The organism is Janthinobacterium sp. GW822-FHT07H10, from assembly GCF_058798675.1.
On sequence record NZ_JBXAKS010000014.1, the window covers coordinates 57,130 to 77,213 of the forward strand.

The window sequence follows — 20,084 nt, forward strand, 5'->3', positions numbered from 1 at the left end:
GCCACCCGGTAAGGTCCAGTAAAGAGTAAACTAGCGGCTACACTCTTTCGCATTGGGCGATTCGAGCGAACTTGTGAGTGATTTCATGTCTGATACACCAATTTCCTTATTTTCCGACCTTCAACTGAGCGAGCCGCTGGTTCGCGCGCTCAAGGATGTCGGTTACGAAACACCGTCGCCTATCCAGGCGGCCACGATTCCATTATTGCTCGCCAACCGCGACGTGCTGGGCCAGGCGCAAACGGGCACGGGTAAGACCGCCGCCTTCGCCTTGCCTATCCTGTCGCGCATCGATCTGAAACAAAGCTCACCCCAAGCCCTGGTCCTGGCACCGACGCGCGAACTGGCCATCCAGGTCGCCGAAGCGTTCCAGGTGTACGCCGCCCACATTCCCGGCTTCCACGTGCTGCCGATCTACGGCGGCCAAAGCTACGGCCCGCAGCTGTCGGCGCTGCGCCGCGGCGTGCACGTCGTCGTCGGCACGCCGGGCCGCGTCATCGATCACCTGGACAAGGGTTCGCTCGACCTGTCCAAGCTCAAAACCCTGGTACTCGACGAAGCCGATGAAATGCTGCGCATGGGCTTTATCGACGACGTCGAACGCATCTTGCAAGAAACGCCGGAAGGCCATCAAACGGCCCTGTTCTCGGCCACCATGCCTTCCGTCATCAAGCGCATCGCCACGACCTACCTGGTCAATCCAGCCGAAGTGACGGTCGCCGCCAAGACGGGCACGGCCGACAACATCCGCCAGCGCTACTGGCTGGTGTCGGGCATGCACAAGCTCGACGCGCTGACCCGCATCCTGGAAGCGGAAGCGTTCGACGGCATGATCATCTTCGCCCGCACCAAGCTGGGTACGGAAGAGCTGGCCGGCAAGCTGCAGGCACGCGGTTTCTCGGCTGCCGCCATCAATGGCGACATCCAGCAAGCGCAGCGCGAGCGCACGATCCAGCAGTTGAAAGACGGCAAGATCGACATTTTGGTCGCAACCGACGTGGCCGCCCGCGGCCTGGACGTCGAGCGCATCAGCCACGTCGTCAACTACGACGTGCCGCACGATCCGGAAAGCTACACCCACCGCATCGGCCGCACGGGCCGCGCCGGCCGCAGCGGCGAAGCGATTCTGTTCATCACTCCGCGTGAAAAGAACTTGTTGAAAGCCATCGAACGCTCGACCCGCCAGCCGATCGGCATGCTGGAACTGCCAACGATCCAGGCCGTCAACGACGTGCGTATCGCCAAGTTCAAGGAACAGATCAGCGAAACCCTGGCCCTGGGCGAACTGGAGCAGTTCCAGTCGCTGATCGAGGATTTCGAGCGCGAACAGAATATCCCTGCCATCGAAATCGCCGCCGCCCTGGCGAAGATGGCGCGTGGCAATGTGCCTTTGTTGCTGGACAAGAACAAGGCGCGCGAGCAAGCCACGTGGCAGGATGACCGTCCCGTGCGCCAAGACCGCTTCGAACGCAACGACCGTCCGGAACGCGGCGACCGTTTCGACCGCAACGAGCGCAGCGAACGCCCGGCCTTCCCGAAAAAGGAACGCATCTCGCGTCCAGCCGACGCCGGCATGCAGACTTTCCGTATTGAGGTAGGTCATCAACATGGCGTCAAACCGGGCAATATCGTCGGCGCCATCGCCAACGAAGCGGGCATCGATTCGAAAAACATCGGCCGCATCGAAATCTATGACGACTACAGCGTCCTGGATTTGCCAGACAGCATGCCGAAAGAATTGCTGGACCAGCTGAAGACCGTGTGGGTGGCGGGCCAGCAACTGCGCATCAGCCGCGATGGCGATGCACCGGACCTGGCGCCGCCAGCCGCGCCGCGCAAGCCGTTCGCCGCCAAGTCGGCGCCCGCATTCAAGGATGCACCGGCCGACGCGGGCGATGCGCCAGTGCGCGCACCGAAGAAGGAACGTCCACGCCCGGGCGTGACGGCGTACCGCATCGAAGTGGGCCGCGAGCACGCCGTGACGCCAAGCAATATCGTCGGCGCCATCGCCAACGAAGCGAACCTGGAAGCCAAGCATATCGGCCGCATCGACATCTTCGACAATTACAGCGTGCTGGACTTGCCGGAAGGCATGCCGCCGGAAATCCTCGACCACCTGAAATCGGTCGTCGTCTCGGGCCAGAAACTGCGCATCAGCCTTGACGATGGCACGACGGAGCGCAAGCCTGCGCCACCGCGTCCGAAGTCGCCGCGCAAGACCTTTAAGTAATCCATCCCCGCAGGCGCCTCCCCGGCGCCTGTGTCGCGGATTGGAGACAGATCCCTGGCTGGCGCGTTTGCGCCAGTTTTTTATTTTCCCTCAAGAAACGAACCTTGTCGCCGCGTTATGCTGGCTGGCAGGTGTCTGCGCGCGCCGCCATTGCGGCAGCACATCGCCGTCTTTTTATCGGCCGATGCGCCGTCTTTATCGCCTGCGACAACAATAAATAATTTTCAATTAATTATTTCATACGCGCGCCATTAAAATTTTGCATTTCAATAAAATCAATCAAGTTGAATCAAAGTAAATCCTAAAACATAAAATAATTGATTTTTATTGTATTGTTTGACGGGCGTCACTGTCATCTCGGCGATATCTCGCTGCTGCTTGATGTGGTATATTGTTTTTATCTTTTTGTTATGCTAGTTGAAAAAAATAGAGGAGCGACGGATGCGGGTCAACACGCCTATCACGCAGAATGAATACGTATTAAATGAAGGCATGACGATTGTTTCCACCACGGATTTACAGGGAAACATCAATTACGCCAATCAGTATTTCATTGAGGTCAGCGGTTTCTCCGAAATGGAATTGCTGGGTGCGCCACAGAATATCCTGCGTCATCCCGATATGCCGGTCGAAGCATTCGCCGACCTGTGGGAGACGATCAAGAGCGGCATGCCGTGGACCGGCATGGTCAAGAACCGCTGCAAGAATGGCGACTTCTACTGGGTCTTCGCGAATATCACGCCCGTCATCGAAAATGGCCGCCCGATCGGCTATATGTCCGTGCGCACCAAGCCCACGCGCGAGCAGATCAACGAAGCGGCGGCGCTATACAAAAGTTTCAAGGACGGCAATGCCGGCAACCTGGCGATCCGCAATGGCCGCGTCGTGCGCCAGGGCTGGGCCGCCAAGCTGGCCGAATGGCGCAAGCTGAGCCTGTCGCAGGATATCGCCCTGCATTGCGCCGTGTTTGGCGTGGTGCTGGCCATCCTCGGCTGCGCCGTGTGGAATATCGACGGCGACACGAGCACGGCCACGCGCAGCTGGCTCAGCGGCGCCGCCGCCGCCGCCGTGGCGCTGATGCTGTATTTCTGGGCCCATCTGCACAATTCCCTCGTCGCGCCGCTGGGCGACGCCATCACGGTGGCGCGCAAGATGGCGGGCGGCGACTTGACGGGAGTCATCGAGAAGGTGCGCGATGATGACATGGGTCAATTGATGGCCGCCTTGCGCCAGACGAATATCAACCTGCACAGCATCATTGGCGACGTGCGCGCCAACTTCGAGGATATCCGCATCACCACGGCTGAAATTGCCACGGGCAATATGGACCTGTCCAGCCGCACGGAATCGCAGGCGTCCAGCCTCGAGCAGACGGCGGCCAGCATGGAAGAACTGACGTCCACCGTGCAAAACAGCGCCGACCACGTGGCGACGGCCAACGACCTGGCGGCGCAGGCGTCGACCATCGCCGCCAAGGGCGGCACCATCGTCAGCGAAGTCGTCACGACGATGGACGAGATCAGCACTTCGTCGCGCAAGATTCTCGACATCATCGGTCTCATCGACGGCATCGCCTTCCAGACGAATATCCTGGCCTTGAACGCGGCCGTGGAAGCGGCCCGCGCGGGCGAGCACGGGCGCGGCTTTGCCGTCGTGGCCGGCGAAGTGCGCAGCCTGGCGCAGCGCTCGGCAACGGCGGCCAAGGAAGTGAAAAACCTGATCGACCATTCGATCGCCACCGTGAACGCGGGCAGCGTGCTGACCAGCAATGCGGGCGCCACCATGACGGAAGTGATCGCCTCGGTGGCCCGCGTGACGGAAGTGATGGACGAGATTTCCTCCACCACGCGCGAGCAGAACCAGGGCATCGGCCAGGTCAACCAGGCCGTCATCCACATGGATGGCATTACGCAGCAGAACGCGGCGCTGGTGGAAGAGGCCGCGGCGGCGGCGGCCAACCTGGCGCAGCGCACCAACAGCGTGGCCCAGTCGATTGGCATCTTCAAGCTGAAAGCCTCGCCCAAGCGCAAGGCCACGGGCGTGGGCCGCAGCGTGGGCGCCGGCATGGCGTCGCGCGCCTTGCTGAAGGCACGCTAGCATGACTGCCCCGCCAGCGCACCGCTGGCGGGCTCACTTCTGTGGCCGGTACACCTCTGCGCTGCGCACCTTCTTCACCACCCCATCCCCGCCAAACAGAATGACATACTCTCCCTGCGCGCCCGAGGCGGCCGGGTAGGTGTACATCCACACTTCATTGCCGCTGTCGAAACGGATGGACGTGCTTTCGCCGAGTGCGGCGCGCACCTGCTCGCGCGTGCTGCTGCCTGGCTGCACCGTCTGCTCCAGCGTTGCGTACGGTACGCTCTTGCTTGCCTGCAAGGCACGCGTGCCGGAACAGGCGGCCAGCAATGCCAGGGCACATACGGTCAGCCACTTCATGGCACCACCTCGTCCATGTAAGTAAATTCCAGCAAGGTGTCGTCGGGCCAGCCGGCGTCCCACAGGGGCGCGTAATACGTGCGGTCAAGCAAGACCTGGCAATCGCAATAGGGCAGCGAGGCCGGGGTTTGTTCGCCGCCCGCGTACAGCATGGTGAAGGGCAGGGCCAGGCGGCGCTCGCCATGCACGAGGGTGACGCCGAACAGGGGCCGCTCCGTGAAGAATAAATAGTTGCCGTCCGGCTCGGAACACACCTTGTCCGTGCTGTAGAGCATGCTGGAGAGCCAGGCGATGATTTGCGGGTCGTTCGAGATCAGGCCGGAATCCATGCCGGCGCGGCATTCCAGGCGCAGGTCGCCCAGGCGCCGCGTGCCGGGCGGCAAGCCGGGTGTGATCACCTGCGCGCGCCAGCTCATGGTGGTGGCCTTGCGGTTGGCGATCAGCACGGCATCCTCGCGCGCGGCCTGCGCATTGCGCACGGGGGCAAAGCTGTTGTCGTCGGCCAGGGGCAGGGGAATGCTGACCGTGTCGCCGGCGATGCGCAGCTGCACGCCCGTCATGTCCACGCCGGGCTGGCGCGGCAGCAAACGAAAGCGCAGGCTGGCCTGCGGCGCCAGCGCATGGTCGCGCTCGAAGCGGTCCACGCCCTGCAGCATCTTGCGGTAGGACTTGTCCACGGGGTCGCGCGTGGCGTCCACTTTTACCTGCGGCACGGGCGCGGTTTGCGCCAGCGCAAGAGTGACGTGGAGCAAGCTGGCGAGTAGCAGTGAAAGATGAATACGCATGGCTTGATGCTACGCCTTTTTGCGCGGCGGCCACGCACGGGTGGGGGCTCAGAGCCTATCCCAGTAGGGAGCGTCTTCTGCTGGCAGTCGATCAGGAGCGCGGACAAGGCGCGAGGAGGACGCGTGGCGAGCCACGCAATGACGAACAACGCAGTCCCCGCTTCTGATGGGTGCCGGCAGGGGACGTATTCATCTGCTGGGATAGGTTCTTAGTATTCGCTATATTTGCGCGCATCGCCGCGCACCTGCTGCGCCGGATATTTCTGCGCGTTCAGCGTCATCTTTTCCAGCACGGCCGCGTGCAGGTCGACGCCGCTCTTGTCGGCCAGGCGCACCAGGTACATCAGCACGTCGGCCAGTTCATGGCGGATGCCCGCGCGCTTCGCTTCGTCCAGTTCCGCATCCGCGCCCGTGGCCAGCCACTGGTAGTGCTCGACCAGTTCCGCCACTTCCACGGACAGGGCCATGGCCAGGTTCTTCGGCGTGTGGAACTGGTCCCAGTCGCGCTCGTCGGCAAAGGCGCGCAGGCGCGCGCGGATGTCCAGCAGGCTGTCGGTGGGCGCGCTCATGCGGCGGCCTGCAGCGGTTTTTCCATGAAGACACTGAACGGATCGTCGGGATAGTCGCCGTACGGCCCGCGCCGCTGGTAGCCGTGGCGCGCGTACAGGGCGATGGCGTCCGGCTGGTGGATGCCCGTCTCTAGCGTCAGCAGGCGGCAGCCGCGCGCCAGCGCCTGTTCTTCCAGCAGGGCCAGCAGGCGTTTCGCCAGGCCCAGGCCACGGCTGTCCGGGTGTACATACATGCGCTTGACCTCGCCGAAAGCGGGCGTGACGACGATGGCGCCGCAGGCACGCGCCGCGCCGGCCGCATCGCGGGCGACGGCAAACAGCAGGGTTTCAGGCGGCAACGATGCCAGGTCCAGCGCATACACGCACTCGGCCGGATACAGGGTTTGTTGATAGGCATCAAGCTCGGCGATCAGGGTTTGCACATCGGCTTGCTGCGGCGATTCCAGGAGAATTTGCATGGTGAAAGCAGGTAGACGGAGATTGCCCCCATGGTATCACTGCGGCCGCGCCAGGCGCAGCGACAGGCCGATGGGCGACATCACAAAGCCCATCAGTTCCTGCGCCTCGCCGCCATCGGGCGTGTCGACGCCGGCGATGTCGAAGCTGCCCAGCAGCATGGCCATGGCGATCTTGATCTCCAACAAGGCCAGGTAGCGTCCCGGACACGTGCGCAAGCCGGCGCCGAACGGCATCGAGGCGCGCTTGTTGTTCGCCTCGCCGCTCTGCGCCAGCCAGCGCTCGGGCTGGAACGCCTGCGCGTCGGGAAAGTGGGCGTCGGCAACGGTATCGTTGCGCATCACGCACCACACGAGGGTGCCGGCCGGCACGGCGATGTCGGCGATGACCGTGTCGCGCAGCGCTTCGACGGGCAGGAAGGGCGCCACGGGTTTCAGGCGCATGGCTTCGCTGGCGCAGGCGCCCAGGTAGTCGAGGCTATCCATCTGCTCGATCGTGAAGTGCGCCGCGTCGGGCGCCAGGCGCCGCACTTCCTCGCGCGCCCGCGCCAGGCTGCGCGGATGGCGCTGCAGCAGATAGATCATCCAGGAAATCGTGTTGGCCGTCGTGTCTTCGCCCGCCAGCAGCATGGTCAGCACATTGCCCGCCACGGCGCGGTCGTCCACGCCGCTGTCCTTTTCGTCGGCGGCGGCGATCATCGCTTCGAGCAGGTTGGGCGGGCGTTCGCGGCGCGCCGGATCGTGCGCCATGCGCGTGCGCGCCTGCTGCACCAGGTCGGCCACGGCGGCGGAGAGGGCCGCCACGTCGCGGTCGAGGCGCCGGTCGATGGGCAGCTTGACGTAGCGCCAGTACGGGAACATCGACAGGCTGCGCCGCGCCACGGCGGGCAGGATGTCGTCCATGTGGCGCTGGATCACGTCCTCGCCCGATTCCAGCGTGTTGACTTCCGTGCCGAAGGCCAGCCCGGCGATGATGTCGACCGTATAGCGTTTCAGGTCGCCATCGAGATCGATGGCCTGGCCTTGCGTGGCGGCAAGATGCCAGCGCCGCCGCAGGCGCTGCGCCACCGATACCAGCGCCGGGAAGTAGGCCTTGATGGCGCCCGGCGCCATGCCGGCCATGACCATGCGGCGCTGGTTGCGCCACTGCGCGCCTTCGGCCAGGAACAGGCCGGGGATGCCGCCCATCTCTTCGGAGACGATGAAGCTGCTGAGCGGACGCCGGAAACCGTCGGGCCGGTCGCGCAGCACGGCGGCGACGGCCTCGCTGTCGGCCACCACCAGCACCAGCGTGCGGCCGAACCAGGCGCGCAGGTAGGGGCCGTAGCGCTGCACCCATTGCTCGACGTCGCGGTGGATGCGCGTGAGCTTGATTTGCAGGCTGTTGCCGACGATGGGCAGGGCGAACGGCCCCGGCAAGCGGCGGATCTGGCGCAAGGGCCGCGCGATGGCGGGCGCGGCGGCGTGGTCGAGTGGCGGCATGAACGTCTCCTGTCGATACGGTGAAAGTACGAGGATTGCTTGCAACAATAACCATACTCTACGCGATTGCGGCCTGCCTGTATTGAACGTTTACGACATCGTCGGGCGGCGAAAAATCCCGCTACAATGGTTGCCATGGCTTCCACACCGACTCCCGCCGCCACACCCGTCACGCGCCTGATCGCGCCGCGCACCGCGCTCGCTTCCTGCGTGCGCGCCTTCCTCGTGCGCGACACCACGCCTTGCGCGCCGCTGCCGCCGGCGCAGCGCCTGAACCGCTTTCCCGCCACGCCCATGTGTTGTCTGCTGTGGACCGTCGCGGGCGAGGTCGAGGCGGCGGCGCCCGGCCCCGACCTGCTGCAGGTGCGCATGCCGCCCGCCCTGTTCAGCGGCCCGCGCGGCTATCCGCTGGTCAGCTACAACCCCGGTCCCGTGCACTCGTTCATGGTGATGCTGTATCCGGCCGCCCTGCATGCGCTGACGGGCATCGACATGGCAGTCCTGTTCGACCAGGTGCGCCCGCTCGAACCGCTGTTCGACGCCGACTGGCTGGCGCTGTCCGACGCCGTGCTGGCCGCGCCCGACGACGCGGCGCGCATCGCGCTGGTGGAAGCGTTCCTGGCGCCGCGCTGGGCGGTGGTGCGCAAGAGCGGCGACCAGCCGGCCGGCGCCATCCAGGACTGGGTGCGCCGCCTGGGCGTGCAGGCGGCATCGATGGGCCTGGCCAGTGGCGCGCGCAATATCGAGCGCCGCATCAAGGCATGGGCCGGCCAGCCCATGCGCACCCTGCGCCGCATGCGCCGCGCGGAACAGTCGTTTCTCGACGCGCGAGAGGCCATGCTGCAAGGCAACGCCTCATGGAGCGATATCGCCTTGCAGGGCGGTTACGCCGACCAGGCCCATCTGTGCCGCGAGGTGCGCGCCATCACGGGCCTGAGTCCCACCGAACTGGCGCGCGCCAGCCGCGACGATGAAAGTTACTGGGTTTATCGTATATGGGCCTAGGTCGGGTGAAGTCCGGAGGAGCGTAAGCCGGCGTTGGCGCGGTCGGTGGGGAGGTCGGATTACGCGGCGTTGCCGCTAATCCGGCCTACCGCTCGCCGTACACCTTTCCCTTGGACAAAGTCATCTCATGGTGCCCGGCGCCGGGAGCCAGCATGGGGAAGCAGTTTTCCTCGCCATGCACGCGCATGTCAAGGAAGCAGGGGCCGTTCGAGGCCAGGCAGGCGGCCAGCGCCGCGTCGAGCTCGTCGCGCCGGCTCACCGTGTGCGCCTGCCAGCCGAACGCGCGCGCCAGGGCGACGAAGTCGGGCAGCGCTTCCGTATAGCTGTGGCTGTAGCGCCCGCCATGGATGAGTTCCTGCCACTGGCGCACCATGCCCATGTAGCCATTGTTCGACAGCACCACTTTCACGGGCAGGCGGTGCTGCACGGCCGTCGCCAGTTCCTGGATATTCATCAGGATCGAGGCGTCGCCGCTGACGCACACCACGCGGCGGTCAGGGTGGGCGACCTGCGCGCCGATGGCGGCCGGCAGCCCGTAGCCCATGGTGCCGGCGCCGCCCGACGTCAGCCAGCGCCCCGGCTGCTCGAAGCGCAGGTGCTGCGCGGCCCACATCTGGTGCTGGCCCACGTCGGTGGAAACGATGGCGTCCTGCCCGTCCAGCGCCGCCTGCAGCCGCTGCATCAGCGCCTGCGGCGCGATCACGTCCGGCGTGTCGTCGAACGCCAGGCAATCCTGCGCGCGCCAGCCGTCGATGCGCTGCCACCACGGCTGGCGGTCCGCCAGCAGCCGGCCGCGCAGCTGCGCCAGCAGGGCATCCAGTATGGGCGCGCAATCGCCGCGCAGGGCCACGTCGGCGCGCACCACCTTGCCAATCGACGCCGGATCGATATCGACGTGGATGATTTTCGCGCCGGGACAGAAGGCGTCCAGTCTGCCGGTGACGCGGTCGTCGAAGCGGGCGCCGACGCAGACGATCAGGTCCGCGTGGTGCATGGCCAGATTCGCTTCCAGCGTGCCGTGCATGCCCAGCATGCCGAGGAAGGCCGGGTGCGAGGCGGGAAAGGCGCCCAGGCCCAGCAGGGTCAGGGTGCACGGCGCGGCCGCCAGTTTCACCAGTTGCCCGAAGGCGGCGCAGGCGGCGGGGCCGGAGTTGATGAGTCCGCCGCCGCCATAGAACACGGGTTGGCGCGCGCCGGCGATCAGGCTGGCGGCCCGTTCGAGGTCGGCGAGCGCGGGCAGGGACGTGGCGACGGCGGCGATGGGCGGCAGCGCTGCCCCGTGCGCGACGGGCGCCAGCTGCAGATCCTTGGGAAAGTCGACCAGCACGGGGCCGGGCCGTCCCTGCGTGGCTTGCGCGTAGGCTTCGCGCACGACGGCCGCCGTTTCATCGGCCGTGCGGATTTGCCGGTTCCACCTGGTGACGGGGCGCGAAATGCCGAGCGCGTCGCATTCCTGGAAGGCGTCCGTGCCGATGCTGGTGGTGGCCACCTGGCCGCTGATGCAGATGACGGGAATCGAATCGCACAGGGCGTCGAGCAGTCCCGTGGTGGTATTGCTCATGCCGGGGCCGGACGTGACGAAGACCACGCCGGGCCGGCCCGTGCTGCGCGCATAACCTTCGGCCGCGTGCACGGCCGCCTGCTCGTGGCGCACCAGCACATGGCGCAAACGCGGCTGCGCGTGCAGCGCGTCGTACAGGGGCAGCACGGCGCCGCCCGGGTAGCCGAAGACGGTGTCGACGCCCAGCGCCAGCAGGGTGTCGATCAGCACGCTGGCGCCGTTGCGCGGCGCAGGGGAAGAGGAGGGCGGGGCGAGGAGGGCGGCGTGGTCGGGTTTCATGGCCTTATTTTCTGCTTGATGCCACAGAAAAGGCTGCTGGTTTTCTCGTATAAAATGCCGTATTCAGCAAAATTTGCTGTTCAAATAGAGGAATGCAGAATGAAGCTCGATAAATTCGACCTCGCCATCCTGACGGCCCTGCAGCAGGATGCCCGCATCAGCCTGCACGACTTGAGCGCCAAGGTGGGGCTGACGTCGTCGCCGTGCTGGGCGCGCATCAAGCGCATGGAGGAAGACGGCGTCATCGAGGGCTACACGGTGAACGTGAACGCGGCCAAGGTGGGGCTGGCCGATACCGTCATCGTGCAAGTGACCCTGGACGACCATTCCGACCAGGCCCTGTTCGAGTTCGGCCACGCGCTGGCCATGATCCCGGAAGTGCTGGAAGCGTTTCTTGTTTCCGGCGACTACGATTACTATCTGCGCATCGCCGTCAGCGACACGCGCGACTATGAACGCCTGCTGCGCGAGCGCCTGTACAAGATTCCCGGCATCCGCCACAGCAAATCGAGTTTTGTCTTGCGCCAGCTCAAGCAGAGCTATTTGCCGCTGCAGCGCTGAGTATCCCGTCCATATCTGCACGGCGGGAGTTTTTCCCTAGTCCATCCCCTGGTGGCTGTCCGATACTGGGCAGTAATAAAAACCACTATACAACGGGGGCCTGCATGAAACCGACCGTATTTGCCGCCGCCGCCCTGGCCCTGTGCCAGGCGCACGCCGCCGAGCCGGCTGCCGCCAGCCTGGCCGCGAACCTGGCCACCTCGGGCGATTTGCCTGTCGTCATCATCACGGGCAGCATGCCGCTGCCCACCGTGGAGCAGGCGCGCGATGCCATCGCCGCGCCCGTGCAGACGGCCGACGCGCAGCAGATCGCGCGCAGCGGCGCGCTGGACCTGTCGGCCTTTCTGCGCCGCAACCTGGGCAGCGTGGTCGTCAACGAGGTGCAGAACAACCCGTTCCAGCCTGACGTCAGCTACCGCGGCTACACGGCGTCGCCATTGCTGGGCACGCCGCAGGGCCTCTCCGTCTACCTCGACGGCATGCGCTTGAACCAGCCGTTTGGCGACGTCGTCAGCTGGGACTTGATCCCGCGCATGGCGATCGCCTCGCTGACCCTGATGCCGGGCTCGAACCCGCTGTTCGGCTTGAACACCCTGGGCGGCGCGCTGGCCATCCAGAGCAAGGATGGCAAGACCAGCCCCGGCACGGCCGTCGAGGCGCGCCTGGGCGCCAATCAACGGCGCGGCGTGGAGTTCGAGCACGGCGGCAGCAATGCGCAGGGCTGGCACTGGTATGTGACGGGCAACCGTTACAAGGAAGAGGGCTGGCGCGACGATTCGCCGTCGGACGTGCGCCAGGCCTTTGGCAAGCTGGGCTGGAGCGATGCGCGCACGCAGGTCGCCGCCACGCTGGCGCATGCGGACAATGCGCTGACGGGCAATGGCTTGCAGGAACAGCGCCTGCTGGCGCGCGATTACCGCAGCGTCTACACGAAGCCGGACTTGACGCAGAACAGGGCGACCATGCTGAACCTGACGGCCAGGCACCAGGCCAGCGACAGCTTGCTGTTGTCCGGCAATGCGTATTACCGCAAGATCGACACGCACACGTTTAATGGCGACCTGAACGACGAGTCGTTGGACCAGTCCGTCTACCAGCCGGGCGCGGCCGAGCGGGCCGCCCTGGCGGCGGCCGGCTATGCGGGTTTTCCCGCCAGCGGGGCGAACGCGGGCAACACGCCGTTTCCCAAGTGGCGCTGCATAGCCAATGTCTTGCTGAACGACGAGCCGGCCGAGAAATGCAACGGCATGCTCAACCGCAGCCATACGCAGCAGGACAACCATGGCTTTTCCGGCCAGTTCACCTGGCTGGCCGGCGTGGCGGGCACGCGCCATGCCGTCACGGGCGGCGCCGCCTATGATGCGAGCCACGCCACGTTCCGCCAGACCAGCCAGTTCGGCTATCTGAATCCGGACCGCAGCATCACGCCCGTGAATTTCTTTGCCGACGGCACGCAGATCGACGACGATGGCACGCCCGTGGACAACCGCGTCGACTTGCGCGGGCGCATGCGCACATGGAGCGTGTATGCGAGCGACAGCATGGCGTTCAATCAAGACCTGACCCTGACCGTGTCGGGCCGCTACAACCGCAGCACGGTGCGCAACCGCGACGCCATCACGCCCGGCGGCGGCAGCGGTTCGCTCGACGGCGACCACCGCTACAGCCGCTTCAATCCCGCCATCGGCCTGGCCTACGCGCCGGCCGCGGGCAGCAGCGCCTACCTCGGCTACAACGAAGGCAGCCGCACGCCGACGGCCATCGAGCTCGGTTGCGCCGACCCGGAGAACCCATGCCGCCTGCCGAACGCCATGGCCGGCGACCCGCCCCTGAAACAGGTGGTGACGAAGACGTGGGAAGCGGGCGTGCGCGGCCAGTGGGGCAGCATGGCGAAGTGGAGCGCGGGCGTATTTCGCGCGGAAAACCATGACGACATCCTGTTCGTGGCCGACAACCAGGCCGGCTTCGGCTACTTCAAAAATTTCGGCAAGACGCGCCACCAGGGCGTGGAACTGGCGCTCGATGGCAAGGCAGGGGGACTGGATTTCGGCGTCAACTACACGTGGCTGCAGGCAACGTACCAAAGCCGCGAAACCGTCAACGGCAGCGCCAACAGCAGCAGCGACGCGGAAGCCCCCGGCCTGGAAGGCCATATCGTCATCGCGCCCGGCAACCGTATCCCGCTCACCCCCAGCCATCTCCTGAAGGCGCACGTGGATTACGCGGGCGGACGCGACTGGACGCTGGGGCTGGCCATGACGGCCGTGTCGGGCGCGTATGCGCGCGGCAATGAAAACAACCGGCACCAGCCGGGCGGCGCGTCCTACCTGGGCGCGGGCAAGAGCGGCGGCTACGCCGTGGTCGAGCTGAACGGCAGATACCAGCTGACGCCCCGGCTCAGCGTGTTTGCCCAGGTGAGCAACCTGTTCGACCGCAAGTACGCCACGGCCGCCCAGCTGGGCGCGACGGGTTTCGACGCCAACGGCAACTTCGCTGCCCGGCCGCTGCCGACCGTGGGGGGCGCATATCCGATGGTCAACGCGACCTTTTATGCGGCCGGCGCGCCGCGCGCGATCAACGTGGGCATGCGTTACGCGTTTTAAGGGTGGATGTGTTCGATGACGCGATGGCGCAGCGCCAGGTGGACGAGGGCGGCGGGACCGGCCACGTCGAGCTTGTCCCTGATGCACGTCTGGTGGTTGGCTACCGTCTTGCTGCTCAGGTGCAGCAGGCGGGCGCAGTCGGCGGCGCTGCGGCCTTCGGCCAGCAGGCGGAAGATTTCGAACTCGCGCTGGCTCAGGCTGCTCAAGCGCTGCATTTCCGCGCCGGCCGTGTCGTGCCGCACGCCGGGCGCGCTGTGCGGGTCCAGGTAGCGGCGGCCCGCATGGGCGGCGCGCACGGCTTCGACCAGGTGCTCCGGATCGGCCTGCTTGCTGACGAAGCCGCAGGCGCCGCCGTCGAGCGCGCGCGCGATCAGCTGGGGCGTGTCGTGCATGGTGAACACCAGCACGCGGGCGCCGGCGTCGCGGGCGATCAGCTTGCGCAGCAATTCCAGGCCGCCGATGCCGGGCATGGACAGGTCCGTCACGCAGACGTCAGGCGCGTGTTGTCCATGCAAGGCATACGCCGCCTCGCCATTGCCCGCTTCGGCCACGACGGCGATATCGGCGCCCTGTTCCAGCAGGCGGCGGTAGCCCGAGCGCACGACCGGGTGGTCGTCGACCAGCATCACGCGGATCGGCCGCGCGGCCACGCCGATGCCCGTGCTCATGCGGCCCACCGTGGCGCGACGCCCGCCAGCGGCATCGCCACTTCGATGCGCAAGCCGCGGCCCAGCGTGCTGATCCAGTGGATATGGCCGCGCAGGCCCGCCACGCGCTCGCGCATGCCCAGCATGCCGAAGCCGCCAGCTTCCGTTTTGTCCTGGCGCAAGCCATGGCCATCGTCTTCGATGGCCAGGTGCAAGGTGCCGTGCGCATCGGCGCGCAATTCCACCGTGGCGCGGCGGGCGCCCGCGTGGCGCGCCACGTTCGTCAAGCCTTCCTGCACCAGGCGGTAGATGGCGATGGCCGTGCCGTCGTCGAGGTCGGCCGGAATGGCGTGCGGCGCGAAATGGCAGGCGATGCCGTGCTGCGCGGCCCAGCCATCGCACAGCGCCTGCAGGGCCGCCTCCAGGCCCAGGCTGTCGAGCACGGGCGGGCGCAGCCGGCGCAGCATGCTGCGCACCATCGCGTGCAGCGCTTCGGCGGCGCCGGCGATGCTGGCCGCGCTGGCTTGCACATTGGCCTGGTCGCCGGCACCGGCGCGCAGGATGTAGCTGGCGGCCGCGCGGATGGCCGTGCAGTTTTGCCCCACTTCATCGTGCAATTCGCGCGCCAGCGCACAGCGCTCGTCTTCCTGGGCGCGCAGCAGGCGCTGCGTCAGGGCGCGGTTGTGCGCCAGCAGGGCGGCCACCTGGCGCCCGCGCCACAGGGCGCAGCCGGCCAGCGCCAACGCCAGCAACAGCAGGCTCAGGGCCAGTTCATCGAGTTGCCAGTGTTCCTGGCGCCGCAGCGCATGCGCCAGCCGCTCGGCCAGGTCCAGCCTGGCGGCCAGCAGGAAAAATGCCAGCGCCAGCGCCAGCGTGCCGCACAGTAAAACGGCCCGGCGTGGCCGGGAGCGCGCGCTTGCCTGGGCGCCAAGTTGATCGTATTCCATGATGCACGCTCCCTGAGCACGGTAATGCCGAGGTTGTGCAATCTTCATGCCACCGGCCGTGGGGCGGGGCCGGCGCGCGAAGGGGCCGTGATGCATGTTCCAGGATGGAACAGGTGTACCGCGATGTGACGCTGCGCCGCACCGACGCGAGGTAGCGCCGCGATCCGGCCGTGACACCAGGCGCGGTTTTCGAGCTTATCCGAAGTTGTGTCCGCATGCCGGTGCGCACGTTTGACGACAAGGAAATTGTTGTTTGAATGTAACGTCGAGAATGGACAAACTTTCATAGGGAAAACAAAACAAAGTTTCGGGAAGTTAGATGAAAAATAAATAAACGATATTAAAAATATGTTATTTGTTTTATGTGATTTGCTATATTTGTTGACACTTTTGTGAAAAAGCTGAAAGCGGGCACAGACCTGCCGACCTCTCTATCCACAACAATCAAGGGAATAGAATGAATCGCTCATCGTATGCAGCGCGGGTATCGCCCGCCGCTCCTCACCCATCCGCTACCCGCGGTCGCAAAACCCTGTTTTCCGCTCTTGCCACGCTGGCGCTGCTATCCGCGGCACCGGCCATGGCGGATGTCATCAGTTTCGACTCGCTGCGCCCCGATATTTATGCAAGCGGCCAGACGCTCAATACGTCGAGCTACAACCTGCTGTTTCTTGCCGATCCGACGACGGCCGCTGGCGGCGGCGTCAGCGGCGTGGGCGCCATCCTCGATGGCCGCGCGGCATCCTCGTGCGATATCGCCGCTTGTCCGCAAGGCGGCACCGGCAACTACCTGGCCATCCTCAACGATGGCGGCGTGAATTTTTCCCGTGCCGACCACCAGGCTTTCAGCCTCACCGGTTTCGACTATTCCTTCATCGCTCCCATCTCCGGCTTGCCGAACCAGAATTGGGGCCAGCTGCAGCTGAGCGGTACCCTGACCAACGGCCAGGTGATCAATACCTCGCTGGCGTTCCCGGGCCAGGGCAGCGATGGCAATTACTATTTCCAGAGCGCCTCGCTGTTGAGCGGCTTCAGCAATTACGCCTTCACGGGCCTGACCTTCAATGCCTGCATCTTCAACGAGAGCGGCATTTGCAGCAACTCGCTCGACTTCCCCGCGTTTAACCAGGGCCAGTTCGCGCTCGACAACATCAATGTCAGCGCCGTGCCGGAGCCATCGACCTACCTGCTGCTGCTGGCAGGACTGGGCGCCATCGGCATGGTCTCGCGCCGCCGCGCCGCCAAGGCCGTCGCCACCGCCACCGTGCAAGGAGCCTGAGCATGAAATTACGTCCCGTCTCGCTCGCCATCCTCATGCTGGCAGCCAGCCTTGCCCAATCGGCACAGGCCCAGGAACGCCGCTCCTACATCGTGCAGCTGGCCGACAAGCCGGCCGCCAGCTACACGGGCCAGGTCGATGGCCTGGCCGCCACCCAGCCGGCGCCCGGCGCGCGCATCAATGTGGGCGCCGCCGATGTGCAGGCTTACCTCAGTTATCTCGACACCAAACAGGCCGCCGTGGCCGAAACCGTCAGCGCGGCCGAAATCACGCACCAGTACAACGTCGTCTTCAACGGCTTTTCCGCCTTGCTGACGGACGATGAAGTGCGGGCGCTGAAGAAAAACAGCGCCGTGCTCAACATCAGCGCCGACTCCATCCTGCAGCTCGACACCAGCTACACGCCCAGCTTCCTGGGCCTCGACAAGCCGGGCGGCATCTGGGAACAGCTGGGCGGCAAGACGCATGCGGGCGAAGACATCATCATCGGCATCGTCGACAGCGGCATCTGGCCCGAGAACACGGCGTTTGCCGACCGCCTCGACGAGAATGGCGTGCCCAGCCACAGCGGCAATAACGTCGTGTATGGCGCGCCGCCGGCCAGCTGGCAGGGCAGCTGCCAGACGGGCGAAGGCTTTTCCGCAGACAATTGCAACAATAAGCTGATCGGTGCGCGCTTTTACCGCGCCGCCACGTCGGCACTGCACTGGACGGAATTCCGTTCGCCGCGCGATTCCGTGGCAGGCCTGACGGGCCATGGCGGACACGGCACGCATACGGCATCGACGGCCGGCGGCAACAATGGTGCCATCGCCACTTCGGGCGGCGTGTCGCTGGGCAAGGTGTCGGGCATGGCGCCGCGCGCCCGCATTGCCGCGTACAAGGTGTGCTGGACGGCCGCCTCGACGGGCCGCAACGGTTGCGCCACGGCCGACAGCGTGGCCGCCATCGACCAGGCCGTGAAGGATGGCGTCAACGTCATCAATTTCTCGATCGGCCCGAATGCGGGCGGCGGCGCGTTTGACGAAGCGACGGAACAGGCTTTCCTGGGCGCCGCCAACGCGGGCGTCTTCGTCGCCACCTCGGGCGGCAATTCCGGCCCGGCCACGCCGGCGCCCGATGTGCCGGCGCCCGTGTCGCACATCAGCCCATGGCTGGCGACGGTGGCCAACTCCACCCATAACCGCCTGTATGCGGGCAATGTCATCCTCAGCAACGGCAGCAAGATCGAGGGCGCCTCGAGCAATGCGAACACGCCGGCGCTGCCGCTGATCCGTTCGCGCGACGCGGGCCTGGCCGGCGTCTCGCCGACGGACGTCAACCTGCTGCGCTGCTATGGCGCGGCCGACGCCACGTCCGCCTATCTCGACCCGGCGAAGGTGGCGGGCAAGGTGCTGGTATGCGACCGCGGCGGCAACGTGCTGGTCAACAAGAGCGGCAATGCGAAGACGGCTGGCGCGGCGGGCATGATCATCGCCAACGTGGCCGGCGGCGCCAACACCATCATCAACCAGGCGCACGTGCTGTCTACCGTGCACCTGGCGCAGGCGCAGGGCGATGCGCTGAAAGCCTTCATGGCCGGCAACCCCGACGGCACGGCGGCGCTGGGCGAAGTGCATACGATCGCCGACACCACGGTGCTGGCGCCTATCGTCAGCGACCGTTCCTCGCGCGGACCGAACGTGGCCAACGCCAACATCCTGAAGCCGGACCTGTCGGCGCCCGGCACCAACGTGCTGGCCGGCGTGACGGCCGACCTGACGCAGGCGCAGCGCGATGCGGTGGCGGCGGGCGGCGTGGCGCCAGTGGCGGAATGGGACTTCTATTCCGGCACCTCGATGGCCAGCCCGCACGTGGCCGGCGTGGCGGCACTGCTCAAGCAGCAGCATCCGGACTGGTCGCCCGCGGCCATCAAGTCGGCGCTGATGACGACGGCGTTCAGCACCTATTCCGACGGCTTGAACGGTTCCGTGTCCTGGGATGCCACGGCGAAGACCTCGGGCCAGTTGCCATGGGGACAGGGCGCCGGCCATATCGCGCCCAACAGCGCAGCCGATCCGGGCCTCGTGTATGACCTGTCGGAAATCGACTATGCGCGCTTCCTGTGCGGCCTGAATATCCGCACGCAGTATTCCGCCAATTGCGCCACCACCGGCACCATCGCCGCCTACAACCTGAACCTGCCGTCGCTGACGGCGGCCAATGTGCTGGGCACGCAAACGCTGACGCGCACGGTGACGAATGTGGGCAGCAGCAGCGCCGTCTACACGGCCTCGGCCAGCCTGCCCGGCTACACGGTGGCGGTCACCCCGGCGAGCCTGAACCTGGCGCCGGGCGCCAAGGCGCAGTTCCAGGTCAAGCTGACGCGCACCACGGCGCCGGCCGATACCTGGGTGTATGGCGCCTTGAGCTGGACGGATGGCACGCACACGGTGCGCAGCCCGCTGACGGCGCGCGGCACGGCACTGGCCGTCTCGCCGCTGGTCAGCAGCGAAGCGGCCACGGGCAGCAAGGTGCTGACCCTGGGCACGGGCTTCACGGGGCCGCTGGTCGGCATCAAGTCGGGCCTGATCGAAGCCGTGCGCCAGACGCGCACGATCGGCCAGGCATCGACGGGCGCCGCCGCATCGGCCGCCTGCAAGGCCGGTGGCGGCACGGGCGTCAATGTGCATAACGTGGTGATCCCGGCGGGCACGCTGGCCGCGCGCTTCGCCACCTATGACGCGGAAACCTCGGGCGGCGAAAATACCGACCTCGACATGGAGGTGTACAACGCCGCCAACGTGCTGGTGCGTAGCAGCGGCAATCAAAGTTCCAATGAAATGGTGGAACTGCGCCTGCCTGCCGCCGGCACGTACAAGGTGTGCCTGATCGGCTTTGCGCCGCAAAACGGCCAGGCCACCTACACGCTGTCGTCGTGGGTGCTGGCGCCGGGCGTTGCCAACGGCGGCTTCAAGGCGCTGATGCCGGGCACGGCCTTCACGGGCGGCACGGCTTCCGTGTCCCTGGGCTGGTCCAACCTGGCGGCCGGCAAGCGCCACCTGGGCGCCGTCGGCTACCAGGTCGCTGGCGTGGTGCAGGGCGTGACGGTGGTCGAGGTCAATACCGATGATCCCGTGCCGCTGTTCCAGAACGCGCGCGGCGACAAGCAGGCGCTGGCGCAATAAACGCGGCTTGATTGAGCGCAAGGCGTGCCTCCGGGCACGCCTTTTTTTATGGGCGGCCCCCGTTCGCCAGGAATA

Annotated in this window: 15 protein-coding genes; 7 read left to right on the plus strand and 8 right to left on the minus strand. The window is 66.0% G+C overall.

The features are described from left to right. The first annotated feature begins 85 nt into the window (after positions 1–85). Entirely contained in the window at positions 86–2,230 is a 2,145-nt protein-coding gene (locus tag AC1RDJ_RS24395) for a DEAD/DEAH box helicase (protein WP_071325513.1), read from the plus strand. Between the two features lie 441 nt (positions 2,231–2,671). Then, positions 2,672–4,327, plus strand: coding sequence for a methyl-accepting chemotaxis protein (locus AC1RDJ_RS24400; RefSeq protein ID WP_071325512.1), 1,656 nt, complete (start codon positions 2,672–2,674; stop codon positions 4,325–4,327). A 33-nt stretch (positions 4,328–4,360) separates the two neighbouring features. Here AC1RDJ_RS24400 and bamE read toward each other — a convergent pair whose 3' ends face one another. The 5 genes from bamE to AC1RDJ_RS24425 form a co-directional block, all read right to left on the minus strand. Further along, complete coding sequence (bamE, locus tag AC1RDJ_RS24405; RefSeq protein ID WP_493028968.1) at positions 4,361–4,669, minus strand: outer membrane protein assembly factor BamE domain-containing protein; 309 nt, start codon at positions 4,667–4,669, stop codon at positions 4,361–4,363. Next, entirely contained in the window at positions 4,666–5,454 is a 789-nt protein-coding gene (locus AC1RDJ_RS24410) for a hypothetical protein (protein WP_493028969.1), read from the minus strand. The genes bamE and AC1RDJ_RS24410 overlap by 4 nt, the downstream gene beginning before the upstream one ends. Positions 5,455–5,663: 209 nt before the next feature. Beyond that, complete coding sequence (locus tag AC1RDJ_RS24415; protein WP_071325509.1) at positions 5,664–6,023, minus strand: nucleotide pyrophosphohydrolase; 360 nt, start codon at positions 6,021–6,023, stop codon at positions 5,664–5,666. After that, positions 6,020–6,481 carry a GNAT family N-acetyltransferase gene (locus AC1RDJ_RS24420; RefSeq protein ID WP_071325508.1) on the minus strand — a complete coding sequence of 154 codons (462 nt, stop codon included), beginning with the start codon at positions 6,479–6,481 and terminating at the stop codon, positions 6,020–6,022. The genes AC1RDJ_RS24415 and AC1RDJ_RS24420 overlap by 4 nt, the downstream gene beginning before the upstream one ends. 36 nt (positions 6,482–6,517) lie before the next feature. After that, positions 6,518–7,960: a cytochrome P450 gene (locus AC1RDJ_RS24425; protein WP_071325507.1), complete on the minus strand. Its 1,443-nt coding sequence runs from the start codon at positions 7,958–7,960 to the stop codon at positions 6,518–6,520. A gap of 135 nt (positions 7,961–8,095) precedes the next feature. Here AC1RDJ_RS24425 and AC1RDJ_RS24430 point away from each other — a divergent pair, with 135 nt between their 5' ends. Continuing rightward, on the plus strand, positions 8,096–8,965 hold the full coding sequence (locus tag AC1RDJ_RS24430) for a helix-turn-helix domain-containing protein (RefSeq protein WP_289887404.1): 870 nt from the start codon (positions 8,096–8,098) through the stop codon (positions 8,963–8,965). Positions 8,966–9,050: 85 nt separating this feature from the next. Here the strand turns inward: AC1RDJ_RS24430 and ilvB are convergent, their stop codons facing one another. Next, complete coding sequence (gene ilvB / locus AC1RDJ_RS24435) at positions 9,051–10,805, minus strand: biosynthetic-type acetolactate synthase large subunit (protein WP_493028971.1); 1,755 nt, start codon at positions 10,803–10,805, stop codon at positions 9,051–9,053. Positions 10,806–10,904: 99 nt separating this feature from the next. On the opposite strand from ilvB, the gene AC1RDJ_RS24440 reads away from it, so the two are divergent. Both AC1RDJ_RS24440 and AC1RDJ_RS24445 read left to right on the plus strand, forming a co-directional pair. Further along, positions 10,905–11,366, plus strand: a complete 462-nt coding sequence (locus AC1RDJ_RS24440; protein ID WP_071325505.1) for an Lrp/AsnC family transcriptional regulator — start codon at positions 10,905–10,907, stop codon at positions 11,364–11,366. A gap of 104 nt (positions 11,367–11,470) precedes the next feature. After that, on the plus strand, positions 11,471–13,969 hold the full coding sequence (locus AC1RDJ_RS24445; RefSeq protein WP_493028972.1) for a TonB-dependent receptor: 2,499 nt from the start codon (positions 11,471–11,473) through the stop codon (positions 13,967–13,969). Here the strand turns inward: AC1RDJ_RS24445 and AC1RDJ_RS24450 are convergent. Together AC1RDJ_RS24450 and AC1RDJ_RS24455 are read right to left on the minus strand one after the other, a co-directional pair. Further along, positions 13,966–14,637, minus strand: a complete 672-nt coding sequence (locus AC1RDJ_RS24450) for a response regulator (RefSeq protein WP_493028973.1) — start codon at positions 14,635–14,637, stop codon at positions 13,966–13,968. The two genes, AC1RDJ_RS24445 and AC1RDJ_RS24450, sit on opposite strands and share 4 nt — an antisense overlap. Next, positions 14,634–15,563, minus strand: a complete 930-nt coding sequence (locus tag AC1RDJ_RS24455) for a histidine kinase (RefSeq protein WP_493028974.1) — start codon at positions 15,561–15,563, stop codon at positions 14,634–14,636. The genes AC1RDJ_RS24450 and AC1RDJ_RS24455 overlap by 4 nt, the downstream gene beginning before the upstream one ends. Before the next feature lie 580 nt (positions 15,564–16,143). Here AC1RDJ_RS24455 and AC1RDJ_RS24460 point away from each other — a divergent pair. Both AC1RDJ_RS24460 and AC1RDJ_RS24465 read left to right on the plus strand, forming a co-directional pair. Continuing rightward, positions 16,144–16,842 (plus strand): NF038120 family PEP-CTERM protein, encoded by a 699-nt coding sequence (locus tag AC1RDJ_RS24460; RefSeq protein WP_071325501.1) that lies wholly within the window; start codon positions 16,144–16,146, stop codon positions 16,840–16,842. 2 nt (positions 16,843–16,844) lie between these two features. After that, positions 16,845–20,009 (plus strand): S8 family peptidase, encoded by a 3,165-nt coding sequence (locus AC1RDJ_RS24465; protein WP_071325500.1) that lies wholly within the window; start codon positions 16,845–16,847, stop codon positions 20,007–20,009. The last annotated feature ends 75 nt before the right edge of the window (positions 20,010–20,084 follow it).